25 protein-coding genes are annotated in these 23,623 nt (G+C 69.5%); 9 read left to right on the top strand and 16 right to left on the bottom strand.

What is annotated here, in order from left to right; genetic code table 11:
- The first annotated feature begins 31 nt into the window (after nucleotides 1-31).
- The 4 genes from ACOZ4I_RS02160 to ACOZ4I_RS02145 all read left to right on the top strand — a co-directional run bounded on the left by ACOZ4I_RS02160 (nucleotide 32) and on the right by ACOZ4I_RS02145 (nucleotide 2,961).
- The gene (locus ACOZ4I_RS02160; RefSeq protein WP_424002567.1) at nucleotides 32-547 is read left to right on the top strand and encodes a plastocyanin/azurin family copper-binding protein; all 516 of its coding nucleotides are present in this window, start codon (nucleotides 32-34) and stop codon (nucleotides 545-547) included.
- A gap of 113 nt (nucleotides 548-660) precedes the next feature.
- Entirely contained in the window at nucleotides 661-2,463 is a 1,803-nt protein-coding gene (gene infB, locus ACOZ4I_RS02155; protein ID WP_424002565.1) for a translation initiation factor IF-2, read from the top strand.
- A 43-nt stretch (nucleotides 2,464-2,506) separates the two neighbouring features.
- Nucleotides 2,507-2,686 carry a hypothetical protein gene (locus tag ACOZ4I_RS02150; protein WP_424002563.1) on the top strand — a complete coding sequence of 60 codons (180 nt, stop codon included), beginning with the start codon at nucleotides 2,507-2,509 and terminating at the stop codon, nucleotides 2,684-2,686.
- 74 nt (nucleotides 2,687-2,760) lie between these two features.
- Complete coding sequence (locus ACOZ4I_RS02145) at nucleotides 2,761-2,961, top strand: hypothetical protein (protein ID WP_424002561.1); 201 nt, start codon at nucleotides 2,761-2,763, stop codon at nucleotides 2,959-2,961.
- Nucleotides 2,962-3,022: 61 nt separating this feature from the next.
- Here ACOZ4I_RS02145 and ACOZ4I_RS02140 read toward each other — a convergent pair whose 3' ends face one another.
- The 3 genes from ACOZ4I_RS02140 to ACOZ4I_RS02130 form a co-directional block, all read right to left on the bottom strand.
- Complete coding sequence (locus tag ACOZ4I_RS02140; RefSeq protein WP_162412329.1) at nucleotides 3,023-3,376, bottom strand: DUF5811 family protein; 354 nt, start codon at nucleotides 3,374-3,376, stop codon at nucleotides 3,023-3,025.
- Between the two features lie 91 nt (nucleotides 3,377-3,467).
- Complete coding sequence (locus tag ACOZ4I_RS02135; RefSeq protein WP_424002559.1) at nucleotides 3,468-3,938, bottom strand: pyruvoyl-dependent arginine decarboxylase; 471 nt, start codon at nucleotides 3,936-3,938, stop codon at nucleotides 3,468-3,470.
- A 42-nt stretch (nucleotides 3,939-3,980) separates the two neighbouring features.
- Nucleotides 3,981-5,195 (bottom strand): PQQ-binding-like beta-propeller repeat protein, encoded by a 1,215-nt coding sequence (locus ACOZ4I_RS02130; RefSeq protein ID WP_424002557.1) that lies wholly within the window; start codon nucleotides 5,193-5,195, stop codon nucleotides 3,981-3,983.
- A gap of 117 nt (nucleotides 5,196-5,312) precedes the next feature.
- On the opposite strand from ACOZ4I_RS02130, the gene ACOZ4I_RS02125 reads away from it, so the two are divergent.
- Entirely contained in the window at nucleotides 5,313-6,806 is a 1,494-nt protein-coding gene (locus tag ACOZ4I_RS02125) for a hypothetical protein (RefSeq protein ID WP_424002555.1), read from the top strand.
- 28 nt (nucleotides 6,807-6,834) lie between these two features.
- Here ACOZ4I_RS02125 and pan2 read toward each other — a convergent pair whose 3' ends face one another.
- The 5 genes from pan2 to truA form a co-directional block, all read right to left on the bottom strand.
- The gene (gene pan2, locus ACOZ4I_RS02120; protein ID WP_424002553.1) at nucleotides 6,835-8,055 is read right to left on the bottom strand and encodes a proteasome-activating nucleotidase Pan2; all 1,221 of its coding nucleotides are present in this window, start codon (nucleotides 8,053-8,055) and stop codon (nucleotides 6,835-6,837) included.
- A gap of 119 nt (nucleotides 8,056-8,174) precedes the next feature.
- Nucleotides 8,175-9,965, bottom strand: coding sequence for an oligoendopeptidase F (gene pepF, locus ACOZ4I_RS02115; RefSeq protein ID WP_424002551.1), 1,791 nt, complete (start codon nucleotides 9,963-9,965; stop codon nucleotides 8,175-8,177).
- A 38-nt stretch (nucleotides 9,966-10,003) separates the two neighbouring features.
- Nucleotides 10,004-11,149 carry a thiolase C-terminal domain-containing protein gene (locus tag ACOZ4I_RS02110; RefSeq protein ID WP_424002549.1) on the bottom strand — a complete coding sequence of 382 codons (1,146 nt, stop codon included), beginning with the start codon at nucleotides 11,147-11,149 and terminating at the stop codon, nucleotides 10,004-10,006.
- Nucleotides 11,150-11,218: 69 nt separating this feature from the next.
- Complete coding sequence (locus ACOZ4I_RS02105; protein WP_424002547.1) at nucleotides 11,219-12,196, bottom strand: quinone oxidoreductase family protein; 978 nt, start codon at nucleotides 12,194-12,196, stop codon at nucleotides 11,219-11,221.
- 75 nt (nucleotides 12,197-12,271) lie between these two features.
- The gene (gene truA, locus ACOZ4I_RS02100; RefSeq protein ID WP_424002545.1) at nucleotides 12,272-13,117 is read right to left on the bottom strand and encodes a tRNA pseudouridine(38-40) synthase TruA; all 846 of its coding nucleotides are present in this window, start codon (nucleotides 13,115-13,117) and stop codon (nucleotides 12,272-12,274) included.
- Between the two features lie 95 nt (nucleotides 13,118-13,212).
- Between truA and ACOZ4I_RS02095 the strand changes: the two genes are divergently transcribed.
- On the top strand, nucleotides 13,213-13,728 hold the full coding sequence (locus ACOZ4I_RS02095; RefSeq protein ID WP_424002543.1) for an N-acetyltransferase family protein: 516 nt from the start codon (nucleotides 13,213-13,215) through the stop codon (nucleotides 13,726-13,728).
- Here ACOZ4I_RS02095 and ACOZ4I_RS02090 read toward each other — a convergent pair whose 3' ends face one another.
- From ACOZ4I_RS02090 to ACOZ4I_RS02065, 6 genes are all read right to left on the bottom strand, one after another.
- Nucleotides 13,729-14,154 (bottom strand): SHOCT domain-containing protein, encoded by a 426-nt coding sequence (locus tag ACOZ4I_RS02090; protein WP_424002541.1) that lies wholly within the window; start codon nucleotides 14,152-14,154, stop codon nucleotides 13,729-13,731.
- Between the two features lie 65 nt (nucleotides 14,155-14,219).
- On the bottom strand, nucleotides 14,220-15,527 hold the full coding sequence (gene hisS, locus ACOZ4I_RS02085; RefSeq protein WP_424002539.1) for a histidine--tRNA ligase: 1,308 nt from the start codon (nucleotides 15,525-15,527) through the stop codon (nucleotides 14,220-14,222).
- 126 nt (nucleotides 15,528-15,653) lie between these two features.
- Nucleotides 15,654-16,271 (bottom strand): DUF7411 family protein, encoded by a 618-nt coding sequence (locus tag ACOZ4I_RS02080; RefSeq protein WP_424002537.1) that lies wholly within the window; start codon nucleotides 16,269-16,271, stop codon nucleotides 15,654-15,656.
- Nucleotides 16,272-16,619, bottom strand: a complete 348-nt coding sequence (locus tag ACOZ4I_RS02075; protein ID WP_424002535.1) for a DNA-binding protein — start codon at nucleotides 16,617-16,619, stop codon at nucleotides 16,272-16,274.
- An 88-nt stretch (nucleotides 16,620-16,707) separates the two neighbouring features.
- Nucleotides 16,708-17,169, bottom strand: coding sequence for a 30S ribosomal protein S19e (locus ACOZ4I_RS02070; RefSeq protein WP_424002533.1), 462 nt, complete (start codon nucleotides 17,167-17,169; stop codon nucleotides 16,708-16,710).
- A gap of 115 nt (nucleotides 17,170-17,284) precedes the next feature.
- Nucleotides 17,285-18,319 carry a lysylphosphatidylglycerol synthase transmembrane domain-containing protein gene (locus ACOZ4I_RS02065; RefSeq protein ID WP_424002531.1) on the bottom strand — a complete coding sequence of 345 codons (1,035 nt, stop codon included), beginning with the start codon at nucleotides 18,317-18,319 and terminating at the stop codon, nucleotides 17,285-17,287.
- A 123-nt stretch (nucleotides 18,320-18,442) separates the two neighbouring features.
- Here ACOZ4I_RS02065 and thiL point away from each other — a divergent pair, with 123 nt between their 5' ends.
- Nucleotides 18,443-19,309, top strand: a complete 867-nt coding sequence (thiL, locus tag ACOZ4I_RS02060) for a thiamine-phosphate kinase (protein WP_424002529.1) — start codon at nucleotides 18,443-18,445, stop codon at nucleotides 19,307-19,309.
- Between the two features lie 27 nt (nucleotides 19,310-19,336).
- On the opposite strand, the gene ACOZ4I_RS02055 is transcribed toward thiL, so the two are convergent.
- A complete protein-coding gene (locus ACOZ4I_RS02055; RefSeq protein WP_424002527.1) occupies nucleotides 19,337-20,554 on the bottom strand; it encodes a site-2 protease family protein in 1,218 nt (405 codons plus the stop codon).
- A 95-nt stretch (nucleotides 20,555-20,649) separates the two neighbouring features.
- Complete coding sequence (locus ACOZ4I_RS02050) at nucleotides 20,650-20,898, bottom strand: DUF7123 family protein (protein WP_162412347.1); 249 nt, start codon at nucleotides 20,896-20,898, stop codon at nucleotides 20,650-20,652.
- Between the two features lie 354 nt (nucleotides 20,899-21,252).
- Here ACOZ4I_RS02050 and pyrH point away from each other — a divergent pair, with 354 nt between their 5' ends.
- Entirely contained in the window at nucleotides 21,253-21,939 is a 687-nt protein-coding gene (pyrH, locus tag ACOZ4I_RS02045; protein ID WP_424002525.1) for a UMP kinase, read from the top strand.
- Complete coding sequence (lysS, locus tag ACOZ4I_RS02040; RefSeq protein WP_424002523.1) at nucleotides 21,940-23,577, top strand: lysine--tRNA ligase; 1,638 nt, start codon at nucleotides 21,940-21,942, stop codon at nucleotides 23,575-23,577.
- Nucleotides 23,578-23,623 lie beyond the last annotated feature (46 nt).

Here is a 23,623-nt window from a genome sequence, read left to right as displayed (position 1 = left end):
GTACTAAACCGCAGGCAGCCGAGGACCGGACATGGAGCGGACCAGACGAGAGCTACTCGGTGTTCTCGGGGCGGCAGTCGTGGGATCGACCGCGGGGTGTTCCGGCGACGGCGGCGACGGGGCGACACCGACGGGCACCGCGTCGCCGACCGACGCCGACACGGAACCGCCCACGGCCACGGACACGCCGACGGAGACGGCCACAGCCACAGACACGCCGACAGAGACAGCAACACCGACTCCCACATCGACGCCGGTCGACGCCGCCCAGGAGGTCGCCGTCGGCCCGGGCGACTTCCGCTTCGACCCGGAGACGTTCGAGGTTCCCGTCGGAAGCACCGTGCGCTGGGTGTGGAAAAGCGGAGGGCACAACGTCAAACCGACCGCGACGCCGGACGGCAGCGACTGGGCCGGGACGCCCGGCGACGACACGTATCCCGGCGGCCACGAGTACATCGAGACGTTCGAGGTCGCCGGCGAGTACGAGTACCACTGCGTCCCGCACCAGAAGGCCGGGATGACGGGCTCGTTCACCGTCACCGAGTGACGGCGACCCGCGTTCACCGAGACCGTCGCACCGTGCTTTCGAGGCCCGCGTCGCCATTACGACGAACTTAACTGCGATGGCCGACTCCGTTCTGACAACTTCTGGAGCCATCTATGTCTGACACGGATGCCACCCCACCCACCGACACCCTTCGGACACCGATCGTCGCCGTTCTCGGCCACGTCGATCACGGGAAGACCAGCCTGCTCGATCAGATCCGCGGCTCGGCCGTGACCGCCGGCGAGTCGGGCGCGATCACCCAGCACATCGGCGCGACCGCCGTCCCGCTGGACGTGATCTCCGAAATCGCGGGCGAACTGGTCGACCCGACGGACTTCGACCTGCCCGGCCTGCTGTTCATCGACACGCCGGGCCACCACTCGTTCTCGACGCTCCGCTCGCGCGGCGGCGCGCTCGCTGACATCGCAATCCTGGTCGTCGACGTGAACGACGGCTTCCAGCCCCAGACGCTGGAGGCCATCGACATCCTCAAGCGGACCCAGACGCCGTTCATCGTCGCCGCCAACAAGATCGACACCGTCCCCGGCTGGAACCCCACCGAGGGCGCGCCGGTCCAGCAGACGATGGAGAACCAGTCCGACCGCGTCCAGTCCGACCTGAACGAGAAGCTCTACGAGATCATCGGTGAACTCTCCGACAACGGCTTCTCCGCGGACATGTACTGGCGGGTCCAGAACTTCCAGGGCAACATCGGCGTCGTGCCCGTCTCCGCCGAGACCAGCGAGGGAATCCCGGACCTGCTGACCGTCATGATGGGGCTGTCCCAGCGCTACATGAAGGAGGAGATGGCGATCGACACCGCCGGCCCCGGCGTCGGGACCGTCCTCGAAGTGAAGGACACGCAGGGCTTCGGGACGACGCTCGACGCCATCATCTACGACGGGACCATCCGCAGCGACGACACAATCGTCGTCGGGGGCCTTCAGGGGCCCATCGTCACCGAGGTGCGCGCGCTGCTCCGGCCGCGCCCGCTGGAGGAGATCCGAACCGAACAGGAGTTCGAGCAGGTCGACGAGGTCGTCGCCGCCGACGGCGTCAAGATCGCCGCGCCGGACCTCGACGATGCGATGGCGGGCGCGCCGATCCGCGTCATCAGGAACCGCGAGCGAAGCGAAGTCATCGCAGAGGTCGAGGAAGAACTCGCCGAGATCGAGGTGCGGACACAGGAGGAGGGCGTCGTCATCAAGGCCGACACGCTCGGCTCGCTCGAAGCCCTCTCCAGTACCCTCGCCGAAGAGGAGATTCCGGTCATGCGCGCCGAGGTCGGGGCCGTCGCCCCGCGTGACGTGCGCGTCGCCGACACGGCCAACGAGTCTACCCACCGGGCGATTCTCGCGTTCAGCGTCGACGTGCTCGACGACGCCCGCGACCTGGCCGACCAGGAGGACGTCGAACTGTTCGAGGACGAGGTCATCTACCAGCTCGTCGACGCCTACGACGAGCACGTCACCGCCATCGAGGAGGCCCAGCAGGAGCAGATCCTCGACAACATCACGCGGCCCGCGAAGTTCCGCATCCTGCAGGACCACACCTTCCGACAGTCCGACCCCGCCGTCGTCGGCGTCGAGATCCTCTCCGGCGAACTCCGCCGGAACGTCAACGTCGTCCGGTGGGACGACGGCGAACCGACCCGCGTCGGCCACCTCAAGACCATCCAGGACGAGGGCGAGGACGTCGACTCCGCGCGCGCCGGCGAGCGCATGGCCGTCTCCATCGAGGGGCCGACCGTCGGCCGCCAGATCGAGGAGGGCGACGACCTCTGGGTCGAGATCCCCGAGAAACACGCGAAGATCCTCGAACAGGAGCTCAGAGAGGACATCTCCGTCGACGAGCGTGAGGCCCTGTCGATGTACGTCGAGAAACACCGGAATCGCGACCCGTTCTGGGGCAAGTAAGGCGAGCCGTCACACATTTTCCGCCGGCGTTCGAACCGCCGCTATGGTCTCCCGCGAGAACCGCGTCATCGCCGCCTGCGTGGTCGCCGCACTGGTCCTGTCGTTCCTGCTCGGCGCGCTGACACCGCTGGACGACAGGGTGTTGCTCGCCGTGTTGCTGGGCGTCGGCGTGCTCGCACCGCTGGCTGTCAACGGGTATCTCGACGACCTGCGCCCCGAATGAGTCCACCCGACGGCACCCCGCGCCACCGCTAGTAATAATATTTAATTAGCAGGCGTGTCTCCGCACAGACAGGAATGACCGGCCACCCGCGCTCGCTCTCCGCGGCCGATCTCGTTCTCGCGAGCATCGCGCTGTCGATGGTCGGGGCGGCGGTCGGCGCGGTCCTCACGTCCGTCAGCCTCGTCACCGCGCTGAGCGCCGGGAGTCTCCCGGCCTCCGGTTCGATCGGCTACGCGCTGTTTTACGATCCGCCCGTCCCGGACGGCGCCGGATAGCGTCGCTCGCCGGGCGAAAGTGGAACGAGCGAACGGCAGCGGGAGAACGGAGTGGAGACGGTTACTGGGCCGTCGGCGTGGTGTCGTCGTTCATCACCTGTTTCACCTGAAGCGCGGCGGAGGCGGCGATGCCCTGTGCGAGGTCGTCGCGCTCGTCGGCGGAGATACTAGCGCTTTCGGGATCCTCGGGCGTGTAATCCGCGCTGACGACCGATCCCACCGGCGGCTGGACCGCGATGGTGGCACGCGGCCCCGTCGCGCCGTTGCTGATCTCGGACCCGACGACGAACTCCCCCGGGAGCAGTTCGCGGGTCCGTGCGGCGACGCTCGCCAGGTCACGCCTGAGTTCCTGGCGCTGTTCCGCGGTCAGCGTCACCGCTTCGGACTCCCCACCGAACGACGTATTGCCGTACATGAACGTTCTCAGTTGCTAGGCGTGGGGTCCTTAAAAAACCGGCGGCCTTCTCCCTCGCTGACACGACTCCGCGAGGGTGACCGCGGCCCCGCTAGACGACCGGGTGACTCTGGCCGTAGGTCGCGAGGACGACGGCGCTCGCGTATTCACGCTCCGGCGCGACGGATTCGACGTACACCTCTTCCTCGACGAACTCCCAGTCGCGGAGGTCCCTGCCGGCGGCCAGGCCCTCACGGATCTCCATCCGGACCTCGTCGGGACTCGTCCCGTCGACCTCGTAGAAGATGCCCGGCCCGTCGGCGCTCCGGGCCCACCCGACGCCGGCGGCCGCTCGCTCACCGGGTTCGGCAGTGGCCGACGACTGGACGACTTCGAGGGCTTCGCCGGGCGGCCCCAGGTCGGGCGCGCGTCCGACGACTTCGATGTCCGGGCCGGCAGGGATGACCGACGAGAGGGTGACGAGGTTGTAGTTGTGGACCCCCGCCTCGGCGAGCGCGGCGTCGTACGACGACAGCGCGGTCGGGCCGGTGGCGGTCCCCCAGACGACCCGAATGGTGCTCATGGGCGACACTCGACGGTCCGAGAGGTAAGGGGTTTCGCTTCGCTACGTCTGAACGAGCTTGTAGCACATCCCGGGGTCGTCGGCTTCGCCGTCGACGGCCCGCTCGGCGTAGTAGATCGCGTCGTCGGTGACCAGCGGGGCGCTGGTGACGTGGCCGCGATTCGCCGTGGTCCAGACCGGCTCGCCGCTGTCGCGGTCGAGCGCGTACAGTCGCGTGTCGTATGAGCCGACGAGGACGTGGTCTCGCGTCGCGACGACGCTCCCGATGATCCAGCCGCCGGTCTCGAAGCGCCAGCGCTCCTCGCCGGTGGCGAGGTCGATGGCGTACACGCGGTCGTCGTGGCTCCCGACGTAGACCGTGCCGTCGTGGACCGCCGGCGCGCACATCGCGTCGGCGTCCGTCGAGAAGGTCCACGCCTCGGAGCCGTCGGTCACGTCGATGGCGGTGATCGTCTCGGCCCACGAGGGGGCGACGGCGAGCCCGTCGGCGACGGCGACGGGCGCTTTCACGTCGCCGCCGGTGTCGTAGCGCCAGGCGCGCTCCAGGTCCGGGAACGACCAGGCATAGCAGTACCCGTCGTTCGACCCGAACAGGAGGCGGCCGTGCTCGCGGTCCAGCGCCACCGTCGAGTGTGGGTGGTTCGTCGGCCAGCTATCGCGCCACTGCACGTCGCCGGTCGCTGCGTTCACCGCGGCGACGCTCCCGCTCGGCGCGGCGTGTTCGACGGCGACGTACAGCGACCCGTTGTAGTACGTCGGGCTCGCGCCGATGGCGTCGCCCAGGTCCGTTCGCCAGCGCCGCCGGCCGGTCTCCAGATCCAGCGCCGACAGGGCCCCGTCGTAGGCCCCGACGTAGACCGTGTCGTTGGCGATGGCGGGCGTCCCGTGGCTCCCGCGGGTCGCCTGCGTGATCGTCGTTTCCCACCTGACCTCGCCGTCGGTCGAAATCGCCCGCACCCGGCCGGTGTCGTCGGCCAGGACCAGGTCGCCCGTCGGAGCCAGCACCGGGCTGCCCTTCGCCGCGGTGTGGTCGCCGCGGTTCGCCGGCAGTTCCCACGCCTGCTCGACCGACTCGGGGAGCGACACGTCCCGGTACCCCTGGTTCAGGAGTCCCTGTCGGAACTGCGTGGCGGCGTGTTCGTCCAGCGCCGTCGACGCCAGCGGGTCGAACTCGGCCAGACAGCCCGCGAGCGTCCCCACCGTCGTCGCGCCGAGCGTCGCGAGAAAGGCCCGTCGCGTCTGTCCCGTCCCGTGCACGCGAGTCGCTACCGGGCGGGACGGCTTAAATCGCGCGACGGCGCGACGCGAATCGGTCGCTCAAACCGCGACTGACCCTCCAGAAGGCGTTTACTGTCGGCGGGCGCGCTCTCGACCATGCGACGACGAGCCCTCCTCGCCGCGCTTTCGACCGGTGCGGCCGGCCTCGCCGGCTGTTCGTTCGGCGGCGACGGCGCTGACGACGCGACGCCGGCCACCGAAACCGACACGCCGACCCATTCACAGCCCCTCACCGGAACCGAGACGGGCCGACGACCCGACGAGCCGCCGCGGCCGGACGACCCCCGACTCGTAGTCGACTTAGAGACCGGACCGCGGACGTACGCCCTCTCGCCGTACATCGAAGCGAGCGACGGCGGGCGGGTAGCGCTGTGGTTCGACCGGACCGCGACGGCCGACCACCCCGCGCGGCTCAGGGGCTGGCTCCTGAACGGCAACGACTTCGAGAACACGTTCCGCGTCGACCGGCTTCCCGCCGTCGGCCGCGTCCACGGCAGCCAGCCCGACGGCTACGACCACGAGGCCAGCCTCCACCTCGCGCCGACCGACGGTAACGCCCTCGCCGCGACGGTCCCCGAAGTCGTCCGCGACGAGTCCGGGTACTGGCGCGTCGCCGACGTGGGGCCGTGGATGCCCGAGACCCGCCGGCTGGCCCCGGGCGAGTGGGTCCGCCTGGAGTACGCCGTCGTCGGGGAGTCGGGCATGCCCGGGCGGCCGACCGGGACGTACGAGTTCGGCGAGGACGCGACGCTGTCGGTCTGGGACACGACCAGCCCCGGTCCGGAAGCCGAGTCCCGCTTCGCCGGCCGCTCGCCTCCCGCTCTCCCCGGCGACGGCCGGGTCCAGTGGTATCACGAGGCCGACGCCGAGACGGCCGCGTTCGTCCGCCCCTCGACCGAACGGCTCGCCCTCGACGGGCGCGTCGACTTCGAGATGGTCAACCACAGCCGCGAGGGGCTCCAGTGTGGTCACTGGGACCTCTACAAGCTCGTAGACGGCCAGTGGTTCCACGTCGCACCCCGGGTACACACGGCGGAGTGTGGGCTGCTCCCGGCCGGCGGCCGCGAGGAGTGGTCGCTCCGGGCGTTCAACGGAGACCCCGTTGCGTGCGACGACGGGCTGCGCGGCGGCCTCACCCGCGGATACCTCGGCGGCGGCGAGTACGCCGTCGTCGCCGGCTACGGCCATCAGACCCGAGAGAGCGCCGCGCTCGTCGAACTCGTCGGCGAGCAGGTGACGGTCCGTCCCCCCGAATCGGTCACCAGCGAGCGCGACGGCTCGACGGTCACCGTCACGACAGAACGGTTCGGCGACGGCGAGCGCCCGCCGGACGCGTCGTTCACGGTCCGCGAGGCCGACGGCGGTGGCGAGCGACTCGTCGCCGAGCAGCTGATGGGGTCTGGACGGTTCGGACCACACGGGCACGGCCTCCGCGCCGCCCTGCCGTTCTTCTCGAACGGCGTCGACCGGGTCGTGGTCCGCACCGACGAGTACGGCGTGTCAGAGGTGCTCGGCGCGGACGACGGCGAACGGCGCTTCAGCTTCCGCGGACGGAGCTACGTCGTCTCGCGCGGGAGCGCCGGAGAATGACGTTCCCGAGCGACGGCGAAAACGAGACTCAGGCGAAGGCGACGGGGACGCTGCTCGCGTCGTCGTCGCCGTCGATCTTCTCCAGTGCATCGTGGAAGTCGGCCTGCTGGACCGTCGTCCGACTGTCCCGGATAGCGAACATCCCGGCCTCGGTCGCGAGCGAGGCCAGTTCCGCGCCGGAGAGGCCGTCGGTCTCGGTGGCGAACGCACCGAGGTCCACGTCGTCGGCCAGGTTCATGTCCTCGGTGTGGATTTCGAGGATGCGCTCGCGGCCCGTCACGTTCGGGTTCGGCACTTCGATGAGGCGGTCGAAGCGACCGGGGCGGAGGATGGCGCGGTCGAGCATGTCGAAGCGGTTGGTCGCCGCGATGATGCGGATCTCGCCGCGCTCGTCGAAGCCGTCCATCTCCGAGAGCAGCTGCATCATCGTCCGCTGGACCTCGGCGTCGCCGGAGGTCTTCGACTCGGTTCGCTTGGCCGCGATGGCGTCGATCTCGTCGATGAAGATGATGGCCGGTTCGCGCTCGGTGGCCAGTTCGAACAGGTCCCGGACGAGTCGCGCGCCCTCGCCGATGAACTTCCGGACCAGTTCGGAGCCGGCCATCTTGATGAACGTCGCGTCGGTCTCGTTGGCGACGGCCTTCGCCAGCATCGTCTTGCCCGTCCCGGGCGGGCCGTGCAACAGGACGCCGCTCGGCGGTTCGATCCCGATCTCTCGGAACTGATCGGCGTTGATGAGCGGTTCCTCGACGGCCTCGCGGACTTCGAGGATCTGCTCTTCGAGCCCGCCGATGTCGTCGTAGCTCACGTCGGGCGAGCCGTCGACCTGCATCGCCTGGGCGCGGGCGTCCGTCTCGGGGTCGAGGATCTGCTTGACGCCGAAGGAGTCGTTGATGGCGACCCGGTCGCCGGCTTCGAGGTCGTCGCGGATCGACGGCGACACCTCGGTCAGGACCTCCTGGTTGTTGCCGTGTTGCTTGACGACGACGCCGTCGTCCGTCAGTTCCTCCGCCGTCGCGATGTACAGCGAGGACGTCTTGAGCGTCTCGTTCTCCCGTTCGAGCTGGTCGACCTCGTCGGTGAGGTCAGACTGGCGGTCCCGGGCGGCGTCGAGTTGTTCGGTGAGCTGTTCGTTGACCTGGACGATCTCCGTGAAGTGTTCCCGGAGCGCCTCCAGACGCTCGTCAGGCGTCATATCGGGATCGAGTTCCAACCGTGGTCGTTCCGGAAGCGAGGGACTGCGCGACATTTGGATAGCGGTACTAAACAGTTGAGACACAAAGTGCCTTCGGGTCACGGGGATGAGAAACAGTGGCAAACAGAGGCCGGCCGGGTACAGACGGGACCCCGACGATCCCCGACCGCGGATTACAGCAGGCTCGCGAACTCTTCGAGGTAGTCGCCGTACGTCGACAGCGCGGCGTCGACCGGTTCCGGGCTGGCCATGTCGACGCCGGCGTCGCGCAGCAGTTCGAGCGGGTACTGACGGGAGCCGCTACGGAGGAAGTCCACGTAGCGCTCTGCGGCGGGCTCGCCTTCCTCCAGGATACCGTCGACCAGCGCGACGGCCGCCGAGATGCCGGTCGCGTACTGGTAGACGTAGAACGCGCGGTAGAAGTGCGGGATGCGCATCCACTCGCGGGCGATGCGGTCGTCGAGCACCGCGGGCTCGTAGTAGTCGCCCTTCAGGTCGGCGTAGAGGTCGTCAAGGCGGTCGGGCGTCAGCGGCTCGCCGGCCTCGGACATCTCGTGGGTCCGCTGTTCGAACTCGGCGAACATGGTCTGGCGGTACAGCGTCGAGCGGAACCGCTCGAGGTACTCGTTGAGGATGTGCCGGCGCAGTCGCTCGTCCTCGACGGTGTCGAGCAGGTGGTGGGTCAGCAGCGTCTCGTTGACCGTCGAGGCGACCTCGGCGACGAAGATCTCGTAGCCGGAGTAGACGAACGGCTGTTCCTCGCTGGTGTACTCGGAGTGCATCGAGTGGCCGAGTTCGTGGGCCAGCGTGTACATCGACTCCACGTCGTCCTGGTAGTTCATGAGGATGAACGGCTGGGAGTCGTAGGTCCCGCCGGAGTACGCGCCAGACTGCTTGTGCTTCGTCTCGTAGACGTCGACCCACCGGGAGTCGAGCCCCTCGGCCAGCCGGGACTGGTAGTCCTCGCCAAGCGGCGCGACGGCCTCGGTGACGTACTCGCAGGCCTGCTCGTACTCGATTTCGGGCGACTCCTCCTGGACGAGCGGGACGTAGAGGTCCCACATCCGCAGTTCGTCGGCCCCGATGGCCTCGCGCTTGAGTTCGGCGTGGCGGTGGAGCGTATCGAGGTTGTCGTGGACGGTGTCGACGAGGGTGTCGTACACCTCTGTCGGCACGTTCGGCCCGTCGAGTGCGGCCTCGCGGGCGGTGTCGTAGTCGCGCGCGTTGGCCAGCTTCACGTCGGTCTTGACCGCGTTCTTGTAGGCCGTGCCGACGGCGTTGCGGACCGTCTCCCACTCGTCGTAGAACGACTCGTACACCCGCTGGCGGAAGTCCCGGTCCGGGTGCTTCTGGAGCGTCGTGAAGTTGTTGAGCGTGACGGGCTGCTGGTCGCCGTCGGGGTCCTCGACGCTCGGGAACTCCATGTCCGCGTTGGCGAGCATGTTGTACACCTCGCCCGGCGCGCCGGTGACCTCGCCCAGTTCCGCGAGCAGGGTCTCGACCTCGGCCGAGCGAGTGTGGGGCTTCATCCGGAGCACGTCGTCGAAGTAGTGCTCGTAGGGTTCCAGCGCCGGCTCTGCCTCGATCATCGCCTCGATGTCGTCGTACTCCAGGTCCTGCAGTTCGGGTTCGAGGAACGAGGCCGCCGAACTGGCCTCCGAGGACAGCGACTGCGAGCGCGCGGTCAGCGCCTGGTAGGTGTCGTCGGTCGTGTCCTCGTCCCGGCGCATCCGGGCGTAGGCCGCGACGTTCGAGACCGTCCGCATCAGCTCCTCGTAGGTCTCTAGCGTCTCTAGCAGGGTCTCGGCGTCCTCCGTGGCCCGCCCCTCGTAGGCCGCCAGGTCCGCTGTCAGTTCCTCCGCCCGCGCGTAGGCGGCTTCCCAGTCCTCGTCGCTGGCGTAGAGGGAGTCGAGGTCCCACTTGTACGCCTCGTCGATGTCGCTCCGTGCGGGTACCGAACTCATGGCCCGCTCTTGGACCGGCGGCGAAGTAAGCCTTCGTTTCACCGACGTTCCAGCACGGTCGCGACGGCGGCGTTCCCGAACCCCCCGACGTTGCAGGCCAGCCCCGCGTCGGCGTCGACCTGCCGCGGGCCGGCGGCGTCGGTCAGTTGCTCGTACAGTTCGACGGCCTGGGCCACGCCGCTCGCGCCGATGGGGTGGCCCTTCGACTTGAGGCCGCCGGAGGTGTTGACCGGGAGCGCGCCGTCGCGGGCGACGGTCCCGTCCTCGGCGAGTCGCCACGCCCGACCCCGCTCGGCGAGTCCGAGCGCCTCCAGTTGCAGGAACTCTAAAATTGTGAACATGTCGTGGAGTTCCACCACGTCGAGGTCCGCCGGGCCGAGGCCGGCCATTTCGTAGGCCCGCTGGCCCGCCGTGGAGACGGCGTCCATCGCAGTCAGGTCGGAGCGCTCGTGGACGACCTGCCGCCCGGTCGCGCCCGCGACGCCGGCGACCCGGACGTAGTCGTCGGTCAGGTCGCGGGCGCGCTCCTCGGTGGTGAACAGCAACGCGGCGCTGCCGTCGGAGATGGGACAGAAGTCGTACAGTCGGAGCGGGTCGGCGACGACCGCTGACTCAAGCGCAGTCTCCATCGTGATTTCCGTCTGAAAGTGCGCGTTGGGGTTGTCGACGCCGTTCTGGTGGTTCTTGACGGCGACGCGGGCCAGCGACTCGCGGGGCGCGTCGAAACGCTCCAGGTAGCGCCGCGCGGTCAGGCCCGCAAAGGAGGGGATGGTGACGCCGTGACGGTACTCGGCTGGGTGGGTGATCGCCGACACCACGTCCGAGGCGACCGGCGTCGAGAGGTGCGTCATCTTTTCCCCACCGACGAGCAGCGACAGGTCGCTCTCGCCCGACGCGACGGAGCGCCACGCCGCGGCGATGCCGGCCCCGCCGGCAGCCGAGGTCTGCTCGATGCCGGTGGCGTAGGCGCTCCCGAGACCGAGGTCGGATTTCAGCGCGTTCACGAGGCCGCCCTTCGACTCGTAGGCCCCGCCGGACTCGGCGAGGTAGAGGTGGTCGACGGCCCGCGGGTCGACGCCGGCGTCGTCGAGACACGCCTCGCCCGCGTCCGCGAGCAGTTCCCGAAGCCGCGGCTCGCGAACACCGAACTCGGTCATCGACGCGCCCACGACGGCGACGGTCATGCCCGAGCGGTGTCGCGTCGTCAACCTATTTCTTTCGGAGGGTTGACGGACGGCGTTGGTGCGCGACTCCTACGGTTCCAGCAGGACCTTCCCCCTCGTTTTCCGGTTCTCGACGTGCTCGTGGGCCGTCGCGGCCTCCGCCAGATCGAACGCGCGGTCGACCTGCACGGCGACTTCGCCCGACGACAGCGCCGACAGGACCGGGTCGAACGCGCCGAACACCCGGTCCGGGTCGCGGTCGGCGGCCTCGCCGAGGTGGTACCCGTGGACGGCGTGGTTCCCGAAGATGAGCCGCGGCGTGGAGACGCGCGGCACGTCGCCGCTGGCGAGCCCGTAGGCGACGATTCGGCCGCCGGGCGCGATCGCGTCGAGGCTCTCCGCGAAGGCGTCGCCGCCGACGCCGTCCAGCACGAGGTCGACCCCCGCGCCGTCGGTCGCTTCCTCGACGGCGTCGGCGATGTCCCGGTCGGCGTAGTCGATCGTCCCGTCCGCGCCGAGGCCGGCGACGAACGAGCGCTTCTCGGCGGTGCTCGCGGCCCCGAGGACGGTCGCGTCCGCTCGCGCCGCCGCCAACTGCACCGCGGCGGACCCGACGCCGCCGGCCGCCGCGAGCACGAGCACGGTCTCGCCGGCGGCGAGGTCGCCCCACTCGAAGAGCGCGTTGTGCGCGGTGAGCCACTGGATGGGGACGCCCGCAGCCTCCCGGAGCGAGAGCGCGTCGGGGACCGCCCGAACGCGAGCTGCGTCGGCGGTGACGGCCTCGGCGTAGCCGCCCCGAGGGACGTAGGCCATGACGCGGTCGCCGAGTGCGAACGTCTCGACCGCGTCGCCCACCGCGTCGACGCGCCCCGCGACCTCGATGCCGGGCGTGTAAGGCGTGTCCGGGCCGCCGGGGTACGTCCCGCGGCGCTTCGCGATGTCGGCGAAGTTGACGCCGGCCGCGGCCACGTCGATTCGGACCTGCCCCGGATCCGGGTCTGGCCGCGACCGCTCCGCGACCGAGAGGACCGAGCTATCGCCGTGTTCCGCGACCTGAACGGCTCGCATGGGCGAGTCTGTGACGGCGGGGCGCAAAACCGCTGTGGCTCGCCATCGATTCGGCGGCCCGGTTCCGAGCCCCCGCTACAGTCCGTCGCTGAGATGGCCCGCGACGCGAGCGATGGCGAGCGCCCGTCCGCGCCGCGCCTCGAAGGCCGCTCGTGCCGACGCAGCGGCGTCCTCGTCCACAGTGAATCGAACGTCCGGGTAGGTCACGTCGGTCAGCACAAGCGGTTCCGGCGGCGCGGGCGCGACGCCGTCCGGGCCGCTGACCGGGTCGGGCGAGAGTACCCGGTCGATTCGCGAACGTGACGCCGTCCCCCGTCCGACCGCGGCGGCGAGGCCGACGAGCCGCCGGACCAGTTGGCGACAGAAGCCGCCCGCCGCGAATCGGACGACCAGCACGTCGCCCTCGCGCGTCCACTCGATGTCGACCGCTCTGACGGTGCCGTCGTCGTCGGTCGTGAGATTGTGGAAGTCGTGCTCGCCGGCGAGGGCGTCGACGGCGTCGGCCCAGCGGCCGTCGTCGAATCGCGCCGCGCGTCCGCCGTCGCCGTCCGCTCCGTCCCCGCGCTCGCCCCGCGGCGCGTAGAGGTAGTAGGTGTAGGCCCGCTCGGTCGCGTCGTGGGTCGCGTGGAAGTCGTCGGGCACGTCGGCGCTGGCCCACGCGCGAACGTCGTCGGGGAGTTCACCGTTGAACGCGGTCGGCGAGAGCCACGCGGGGGCGTCGAACGCCACCGTCTGCGCCCGGGCGGAGACGCCGGCGTCGGTGCGGCCGGCCGCGGCGTACCCCGGCGGGACTTCGCCGCGCTCGCAGACGCCGAGTCGAGCGAGCGCCGAGAGCAGTCGCCCCTCGACGGTGTCCACGTCGGGCTGGCGCTGGAAGCCGTGATACGCTCGGCCGTCGTAGGCCACCCGATAGGCGCGCATACCGGCGTTTGGCCGGCGAGACACTTGGCTCGCCCGGAATCCCACATGTTGGGAAGGATAGGTGACCTTAGGCGGCGTGAGTGCATAGGGCCCCTATGACCGACGCCGCCGAGACCGGAGCGGAAACAGAGCTTCCGCGCCCACCGAAGACATTTACCGACGAAGCGGGGCGGACCGTGACCGTAGAGGCGTACGACGACGGCGACGACGAACCGCTCGTCGAGATGTACGCTGCGTTCGGGTCGGAGTCCCGGTCCCAGGGCGTGCCGCCGCGCACGAAGCCCGAGATCCGAACCTGGCTCGGGAACCTCCTCGACAACGGACTGAACGTCGTCGCCTGGCACGACGACCGCGCCGTCGGCCACGCCGTCCTCGTCCCCTACGAGGACACGTCAGAGCTCGCTATCTTCGTCCACCCGGACTACCAGCGCGCCGGAATCGGCTCACAGCTCATTCGCGTCCTGCTCGGTTACGGGCGGGACAGCGAACTCGAATCGGTCTGGCTCACCGTCTCGCGCTCGAACAAGATCGCGCGCGAACTGTACGAGTCGGTCGGCTTCGAGACGGTCACCCGCGACCGTGTCGAACTCGAAATGGAACTGGCACTGTAGTCACTCCCGTTCGAGTTCGAAGGCGTCGTCAGCGTCGGCCGCGGGGTCCGCGGCGTCCGCGTGGTCGGCAGCGGAGAGCCCCTCGGTCTCGAGCAGTCGGTCGAGTCGCCGTTCGAACTCCTCGTCGGACAGTTCGCCGCGGGCGTACCGCTCCCGGAGGTGCTCGACCGGGCTCGTCGAATTCACTGTCGTTTCGTCTGCTTCGGTCCGTTCGTCGCCATCTTGTTCCGGAGATTCGATCAGCGGAAGGTCCGAACCGAGGAGGGCGACGAGTGGAACCAGGACGAACCAGCCGGTGATGATGGCCACCGGCGCGAGCGTCGAGCCGAGCCCGGCCACGCTGGCGAGCATGGCGAGGCCGAGCGACAGGACGCCGATGACCGCCGCGAGCTTCCAGCGCGGGAGGGCAATGGTCGGGAGGGCCATGTCCGAGAGACATCGTGGCGGGCGCAAAAAACTACTGTCGGGCCGAACGGTCTGGTGCGTGCGACCTACTCCGCGAAGTCGTCGAACGTCGGCCGGTCGCGGTCGCCGGGGAACTCGGACAGCGGCACGCTCACCTGCTCGCCGTCGTCCATCTCCTTGAGCGTCACCTCGTCGTTCTCGAGGTCCTGCTCGCCGACGATGACGACCGTCTCGGCGTTGACGCTGTCGGCGTAGCCCATCTGCGCGCCGAACGAGCGATCGGCCACGTCGGACTCGACGACGTGGCCCCGCTCGCGCAGTTCGCGGGCGATGCGGGCCGCCGTCGGCCGCGTGTCGCCGACCTGCAGGACGTAGTAGTCCGTCGACAGCTCCTCCTCGGGCCAGACGCCGGCGCGCTGACAGAGCAACTGGAGCGTGGCGTGGCCGGGCGCGAACCCGACGGCGGGCGTGGGCTGACCGCCGAAGCCCTCGATGAGGTCGTCGTAGCGACCGCCGCCGAACACCGACCGGGAGACCTCGCCCGTGGAGTCGAAGCACTCGAAGACGACGCCGGTGTAGTAATCCAGCCCGCGGGCGGTCGTCAGCGACAGCGTGAGCTGGTCGCGGACGCCGAAGTCCGCGGCGGCGTCGAGCACCGCGCGGAGGTTCTCGGTCGCCGCCCGGACGTCGTCAGAGCCGGTGATGTCGCCGAGGGCGTCCAGACCGTCCGCGTCGACCTGGAGCATCTCGTCGAATTTGTCGGCCTGGCCGTAGTTGAGGCCGGCCTCGACGAGGGCGTCGTGGTACGCCTCGCGGTCGATCTTCGCGCGTTTGTCGACGGCGCGGATGGCCGCGGGCACGTCCACGTCGGCCTCGAACGATTCGAGCAGCCCCGCGAGGATGTCGCGGTGCGAGACGCGGATCTCGAAGTCGTCGTCGGACAGCCCCAGTTCGGAGAGCATATCGACGGCGACGGCCAGGATCTCGGCGTCAGCCGTCGGCTCCGACGACCCGAAGATGTCGACGTTGGTCTGGTAGAACTCCCGGAACCGGCCCTGCTGGGGCTCTTCGTAGCGCCAGAACGGCCGCGTCGACACCCACTTGATCGGCTTCGAGAGCTCCTGTTGCTTGGCGACGACCATCCGCGCGACGGTCGGCGTCAGCTCCGGCGTCAGAGCGACCTCGCGGCCCCCCTTGTCCTCGAAGCTGTACAGCTCCTCGACGATCTCCTCGCCGCTCTTGTCGACGTACATCTCGGTCGGTTCCAGCGCCGGGGTGCCGATCTCTCGGAAGCCGTAGCGCCGCGCGACGCCCTCCAGCGTGTCCATAGCCCACCGACGGGCCTGCATCTCCTCGGGGTAGAAGTCGCGAAAGCCCTTGACGGAGTCGTACATGTCCGCGCCTACAGGCAGGGCGCGCTTGAAGCTGTCCGTTCACCGGCGTCACGGGTGGGCCGGTCAGCGCCGTATCCGGCGTCGAGAACGGGCCCTCGCCGGTGGGCCGCGACTAGCCAGTGGCAGCTACCGCAGGCCCCGGACCCGAGACTGCGTGTGATCGGGAAAGACATCGTCGACGGCCCCGTCGCCGTGCTCCGCCCGCAGGAGCGCCCGCAGTTCCACCTCGTAGTCGGCCTTCGGGATCTCGGCGCTGGGGCCACGCTCGACGACGAGCCTATCGGCGGCCATCGCGTCGATGGCGCCGCGACCGATCCCGGCGAGGGGCGCGAGGTAGTCCACGCCGAATCGATCCTCGACGCTCTGGGCGAGCGGCCGGTCCACCGTCGGCACGCGGTCGTCTCGTCGCGTCCCGTCGGCGACGGCGTCGAGGGTCTCGACAGCGGCCACGTCGGCGACCCACTCGCCGGCCGCCACGGTTTCGACCGCGTGTTCGTGGACCCGCTGGATGCCGTTTCGCGGGTAGCCGTCGTCGTGCATCCGCTCGACGGCCTCGTGAGCCACGTCGGGGTCCAGGTCGACCGTCGCGTGGTCGAACCCGACGGCCGCGGCGGCCTCGCGGGCCGGCTCGGCGTCGCGAACGCCGAACGTGCCGCTGACGAGGGTCACGTCGTAGAAGGGGTCGAGCAAGAGCGCGGCGAGCGTCGAGTCTTTCCCCCCGCTGAACAAGAGGGCGCAGTCCATCTACCGGCGCTTGATGTCGAAGCTCTTCGAGTCCGGCGTCAGTTCCGAGAGCAGCTCTTTCATCTGGTCCTCGTCGATCTGCCCCTGGACGCGCCCGCTCCGGGCCAGGGCGATGACCTGCTGTTCGACCTGCTCGCCGACCTGGGGCTTGGACATCTTGACCGTGTTCAGGCGCTTTCGCGCGCCGTCGGTGAGGTGCTGGCGGAGCAGCGCCTTCTTCTGGGCGTCGGCCTGTTGCTGGGCAGCCTCCTGGGCCTCCGGGTCGCCGCCCTCCTGCTGTTCTTTGAGCTGTTCCATCTTCTTCTTGCGGAGCTCTTCGATGTCCTCCTCACTTGGTTCGCCGCTCATAGTTGGGTGAAACTACTGGAGTCGGTCGGAAAACGATTTCGGAGCGAGCGCTATCGGTGCGTCGGTCGAGAGAAGTGAGAGCCGTCAGTTACGCGTAGCGTTCGAGTTCCGGGCGGTCGAGGTCTTCGAGGACCTCGCCGGCCGTGTCGTCGAGCAGGCTGCGGCCCTCGCCGGTGACGCGGCGACCGTCGGCCTCGCTGGTCTCGATGTAGCCGGCGTCTTCGAGCTGCTGGAGCGCCGTCCGGATGATGTTTCCGGAGCCCTTGCTCTTCTGGTGGGGACGGACGCGGTAGCGGGTGGTCCCCTGCTTCGCGGTGCCGTACTCAGAGCGGAGGGCGTTGACGCCGATGGGGCCGTCGACGGCCACCTTTCGGAGCAGGCTGGCCGCGCGTCGCGCCCAGAAGTCGTCCTGTTCGGGTGGGAGTTCGCGGTCGACGCCGGTCTTGGTGAACGCGGCCCACTCGGGGGCTTCGATCTCGTCGTCGTCTGCGAGCGTCTCCGTGAGCGCCTCGATGAGGTCCTCGGGGGGAACGTCGTAGAGTGTCGCCATTGGGGATTCCTTTCCGTCGCCGTCATTTAAACGCGTCGTTACCGCTCGGTGGGCGTGAACCGTTCACTCGCCCCGGACGGCGACGAGGGCGGCCGTCGGCGGGCCGTGGCAGTCGTCACGTCTCCGGCGATGCCGCGTGGTCGACACCGAGCGCGGTGGCGACGCCGCCGCCGACGAGCGTCGGCAGGAGGTAGCTCCCGACGCGGTGGATGAGGACCGCCGAGGTCGCGACGGGCGCGGACACGGGGGCCGTCGAGACCAGCAGCGTCACCAGGACCGTCTCGATGGCGCCCGATCCGCCCGGGAGCGGGACGACGCTGGCGATGCTCCCGACAGGGACGACCAGGAGGACGACTTCGGCGGGGACCGGCGCGCCGACTGCGTACAGCGAGGTCCACAGCGAGGCCGCCAGACAGGCCCACCCGAACGCGGAGAGGCCGAACGTCTGGAGGACCGTCCGGCGGTCCGTCGCGATGCGGTCGATGGCCGCGAAGAACCGCTCGATGCGCGCCTCGATGCTGGCGGCGGCGGGCGGTGACCACCGCGGAACGACTCTCGCGACCGCGGTGACGAGCGGCGTGAACCCGCTGATGACCGCGCCCTCGATGCGGTAGCGGTGCTGCCAGCCGAGGACGGCGGCGACGGGGATCCCGATCGCGAGGACGGCGACGGCGGCGGCGGCGAACGCGAGGTTCCGGGTCAGCTGGACCGCGCCGGCGGCGACGAACGTGAATCCGACGATGGCGTAGCCGACGGAGGGGAGGAAGTGGACGGTGTCGACGCTGGCGATGGCTGCCAGGCCGGTCTCGTACTCCGTGTCGGCGGCCGTCGAGATGAGCAGCGCGCTCAGGGGCTCGCCGCCGGCCTGCCCAAACGGCGTGACGTTGTTCGAGAACACCGCGGCGACGAACACGAGGACCGCGGTGTGGGGCGCGACCGGCGACCCGAGCGCCCGCAGGACCGTCCACAGCGCGAGTCCCCACGAGACCAGCCAGAGCAGCGCGATACCGGCGACGGCGGCCAGCGCGACGGGGTCGGCCGCGGTAAGCGCCGCGAGCGTGTCGTCGATGCCGACGACCCACACCAGCCCCGCGAGGACGACGAGCGTCGCCGCGAACCCGACGAGCGTGGCCACCCGGTTCCCGTCCATACCGGGCACGTCGTGAGTCTCCGATTTCAACCCACCGACCCCGAGCCGGCGGTGTCTGTCCGCCGCCCCGCCCCACCGGCCGATATCCCGAGCGTTTTGGTCCGGGGCGTCCGAGAGGTCGCCATGGACGAGCGGACCGCCCTCGCCGAACTCGCCGACCGCCTCCCGTCCGCGGGCGACGACTGCGCCGTGGTCGACGGGCAGGTCGTCACGACGGACATGCTCCACGAACGGACGGACTTCCCGGACGGGACCAGCCGCTACACCGCCGGCTGGCGGGCCGTCGGGGCCTCGCTGTCGGACGTGGCCGCGATGGGTGCCGACGTGACAGCCGCGGTGGCCGCCTACGGCGCGCCGTCGTTCGACCCGGACGAACTGGGGGCGTTCGTCGACGGCGCGCGCGACGTCTGCGAGTCGGTCGGCGGCGAGTACGTCGGCGGCGACCTCGACAGCCACGACGAGTTCACCGTCGCGACCACGGCACTCGGAACGGCGGGCGAGCCCGTGTTGCGTTCCGGTGCGAGCCCCGGCGAGGCGGTCTGCGTGACGGGCACGCTCGGTCGGTCGGCGCTCGCGCTGGCGCTGTTCGACCGCGGCGAGACGGAGCGGGCGAACGACCTCTTTCGGTTCGACCCGCGCGTGCGAGCGGGCGTCGCCCTGCGACCACACGCGACGGCGATGATGGATTCGAGCGACGGGCTGGCCCGCTCGCTCCACCAGCTCGCCGAGGCCAGCGGCTGCGGCTTCGCCGTCGAGGAGCCGTTACCCATCGACGAGCGGGTGGCGTCGATAGCGGAGAGCGACGAGGAGCGCCTGGAGCTGGGCGCGTTCTTCGGCGAGGACTTCGAACTCGTCTGTACGATGCCCGAAACAGCGGTTTCAGCGGCGCGCGAGGCGACGCCCTGCCCGCTCCACCGCATCGGATCGGTCACCGAAAGCGGGGTGACGCTCGACGGCGAGCCGCTCCCGGACCGCGGCTACTCGCACTGACTGGACCCGGGTCGGCCGACCGACGGCTCAGATCGGCGTGATCTCGAACGGGACCGGCGTGAAGCAGGCGATCCCGAGGGCGAACGTCGCGATTCCGAGGAGCGTCCGGGGCCGACCGAGGGACCGGTCGACGGTCGGGTGTGCCGGCCCGGCGTAGGCCAGCCCAGTCGCGAACAGCCCCCAGAAGACCCACAGCGTCCAGACGCCGAGGCCGATGGCCGCCTGCTCCTGGGTGAAATAGAGGTAACCAGCGAGCGCGAACAGCGCGCCCGGGACCGCCGCGGCGATGGTCTCCTGACGCTGGCCGACGACGGCCCGGACGACGTGGCCGCCGTCGAGTTGCCCGACGGGCAGGAGGTTCAGGAACGTGAAGAACATCCCCGCCCAGCCGGCGAAGACGATGGGGTGAATCGACTCGCGCGGGCCGAGTTCCGTGCCGGTCCCGAGCGCGTGGACCAGCGCTTCGAGCGCCTGGAACAGCAGGGGATAGTTGAACGTGATGACCGCGCCGGTGTCGCTGTTTGCGACCCGCTCGGGGACCGTGATCGGGTCGAGCGAGAGGCCGACGACGGTCACGACGGCTGTCGCGACGAGGCCGGCGAGCGGGCCCGCGACGCCGATATCGAACAGTGCCTCGCGGTCGGGGATGCGCCCGCGAATGTTGATGACCGCGCCCATGGTCCCCAGCAGCGAGGGGAACGGGATGAAGTAGGGCAGGGTCACGTCGACGCCGTGGTACCGCGCCGCGGCGTAGTGGCCGAGTTCGTGGATGCCGAGGACGCCGAGCATGGCGACCGTGAACGGCCACGCCTCGAAAATGCGGAGCGGTTCCTCGCCGAGGGGGATGTAGTACCAGGTGCTCGCCCCCACGTACAGCGTGGAGGCGATCGTGGCGAGCAACAGGACGACGTTGAGCCACGGCACGCCGCCGTCGACCGAGTCAGTCGGTTCGGCCACCAGGGCGTACTGCTGTGGCGGGCCGGGACCGCCCGAGACGGTAATCGGCCCGGAGTCAGGTGCCTGGGCGTCGACGCCGCCGTTCGTCTCCGCCGCGGAGAGGCCTTCGAGCCGAACGTCGTAGCCCCGCTGGCGAAAGACTGGGCGGAGCTGTTCGACGACGGCGTCGGGTGGCACGAGCGGGTCGCCGACGTACCGCACCGTCCCGTCGGTCTGCTGGACGGACGAGACGCGGAACACGCCGGAGAGCTGTGCGGGCGACGGCGGGTCGCCGGCGGGGCCACTCATCGACTACCGGTACACGTCGCTGCCACTAATACTCCGCGAACGGCGGCACCGCTCGCGGGGTGCGAAACCAAAAACGGGCAGCGGGGACCAATCCGTTACGCCGGTTCGACGCGCCAGGTGGTCGCGCTCGTGTACGACCACTTCTCGACCTCGATCTCGGACGCGCTGTCCTTGAGCTTCACCATCAGGGCACCGATCTCCTTGGGGGAGAGTCCGACTTCGTCTGCGATGAACTTGCTCTTGAAATACATCTCGCCGTCTGCGGCCTTCTCCGCGAGGAAGGACTTCAGACGCTCTTCTTTGGAGGGCTCTTCCTCGCCGGAGGGCGTTACGGTAGCGCTCATCTGTGTCACCTCACTCACCCGTAACCCCGCTGGGAGTATATAAAGAAGGGAACCTTCAGGTCGATTCGGCCACTTTCAGGCGAAATCGGAGTAAAACGCACGTTTTACGAACGTTCTAGATTTCTTTAGACGTTTTATCGAGCATTCTCAGGACGTTTCTGCACCTCCCATCTGACCCATTTTTTCGGGTCTGTAAAAGCAGAATATCACTTACGCTCGGCCGGGTAAACGGTATAAATCGCCGGTAGCGCCCCCGTCGCTGTCAGACGCGTGTCAGCCGGGATCGCCCTCGGTACAGACGGCGGCGAGAGGTCTTGACAACCCTTAAGAGTGCATCGCGGTTACGCCGGGCTAATGAAAGTCGTCGTCTCAGTCGGCGGAAGCGTACTGGCCCCGGACCTCGATTCGGACCGGGTAGCTGCCTACGCGGACGCCATTCACTCGCTCGACGCACAGGGACACACGCTCGGAACGGTCGTCGGCGGCGGCCCGACCGCCCGCGACTACATCGAGAGCGCCCGCGAACTGGGCGCAAACGAGATCGAACTCGACCAGCTCGGCATCGCCGTGACCCGGCTGAACGGCCGGCTCCTCATCGCCGCGCTCGACGACCGGGCCGCGCCGACGCCGGCCGAGAGCTACGACGAGGGCCGCGAGGCGATCCGTCGGGGCGACATCCCCGTCCTGGGCGGCATCGTCGCCGCACAGACGACCGACGCCGTGGCGGCCGCCTTCGCCGAGTACGTCGGCGCGGACCTGCTCGTCTACGCCACGTCCGTCCCGGGCGTCTACGACGCGGACCCCAACGACGAGGAGGAAGCGACCCGGTTCGACGAACTCGGGGCGAGCGAACTCGTCGACGTGATCGCCGACATCGAGATGGACGCCGGCAGCAGCGCGCCGGTGGACCTGCTCGCGGCGAAGATCATCCAGCGGTCGGGCATCCGAACGGTCGTGCTCGACGGGACGGACCCCCAGCGCGTCGTCAGCGCGGTCGAAGACGACGAGTTCGACGGGACGGAGATCGTGCCGGAGGCGTAGATGGCAGAAGACCCCTACGAGGTCGGCCGCGGCGGCACCCGGGCGTTCTGGGCCGATTCGGTCGCCGACGCCGTCGAGGCGCGCGACCCCGAGGACCCAATCGTCATCAAGGGCGGCGTCTCGCCGTCCGGCGTGCCCCACATCGGCCACTTCAACGAGATCATGCGGGGATACTACGTCGCCGAGGCCCTGCGCGACCGCGGCCACGAGGTCCGACAGGTGTTCACCGCCGACGACAAGGACCGCCTGCGGAAGGTCCCCCGCCAGCTTGCTGACCTCGACTGGAACGTCGTCGGCCTGGGCGAGGTCAACGCGGGCGCGCTGGGCCGGAACCTCGGGAAGCCCTACACGGACATCCCGGATCCGTTCGGCTGCTGTGACTCCTACGGCGCGCACTTCACGACCCTCCTGAAACAGAGCGCCGACCTGGTCGGCGTCGACGTGGAGTTCGTCTCCAACACGGAGCTGTACGCCGACGGGGAGTTCGAGGCGGTCACGCGCCGCGTGCTCGAACGCGCGGACCGCGCCCGCGAGGTGCTCGCCGAGTACCAGAACAAGGTCGACGACGACTACGTCCCGTTCCTGCCCCAGTGCGCCGAGTGCGGGAAGCTCACCGAGGGGGTCACGGCGGTCGACCTGGAGGCCGGCGAGGTCAGCTACGTCTGCGAGGACGTGGAGGCCGGCGACCAGACCATCGAGGGCTGTGGCCACGAGGGGACGGCGACGCTGCGCGACGGGAAGCTCCCGTGGCGCTTCGAGTGGCCCGGCCAGTGGGAGCTTCTGGGCGTCGACTTCGAGCCGTTCGGGAAGGACCACGCCGAGGGCTCCTGGCCCTCCGGCGAGGACATCGCCGAGAACGTCCTCGACATTCAGCCCCCCGTCCCGATGGTCTACGAGTGGTTCACGCTGGACGGCGAGCCCCTCTCCTCGTCGTCGGGCAACGTCATCACCGTCGACGAGGTGCTCGACATCCTCGAACCCGAGGTGTTCCGGTACTTCTTCGTGAAGGACCCGCGCAAGCAGCGGGACTTCTCCGTCGCGCACGTCGACCAGCTCGTCGACGAGTTCGATCGGTTCGAGCGGCAGTACTTCGGCGAGGTCGATGCCGAGGACGACGAGCGCGAACTCGCCGAACGGGCGTACCCGATGGTCGTGGACGAGCCCCGAGAGGAGCGAGTGCGCATCCCCTACACGTTCGCCGCAGTGCTGGGGATGACCGACGACCCCGACCTGCGCGAGGAGATCGCACGCAAGGAGGGGCACATCCCCGACGATGCGCCGGAGTGGGCCGTCGAGGCGGCGCTCGCCCGCGTCGAGCGCGCCCGGGAGTGGGCGCGGCGCACGGACAACGAGTTCAACTACGAACTGAAGCGCGCGGAGCTGCCCGACGCGACGTTCGACGACGCGACGGCGGCGGCGCTGGACGAACTGGCCGACTTCGTCGCCGAGGGCCACGACGGCGAGGCGATCCAGGGTGAAATCTACGAGACGGCGAAGCGAAACGACATCGACATCGGCGAGTTCTTCTCGGCCGGCTACCGGCTGCTGTTCGACGACACCGAGGGACCGCAGCTCGGCCCGTTCATGGCCAAGCTCGACCGGGAGTTCGTCGTTTCCCGGCTCCGGCGAGAACGGTAGCAAGACGCGATCTCGGCCGGTAAGAACAGCTTACTCGACCGTTCAC

The sequence above is a fragment of the Haloarcula salina genome, assembly GCF_049603855.1.
Classification (GTDB): domain Archaea; phylum Halobacteriota; class Halobacteria; order Halobacteriales; family Haloarculaceae; genus Haloarcula; species Haloarcula salina_A.
This window is presented reverse-complemented; position numbering and strand designations above follow the sequence as displayed.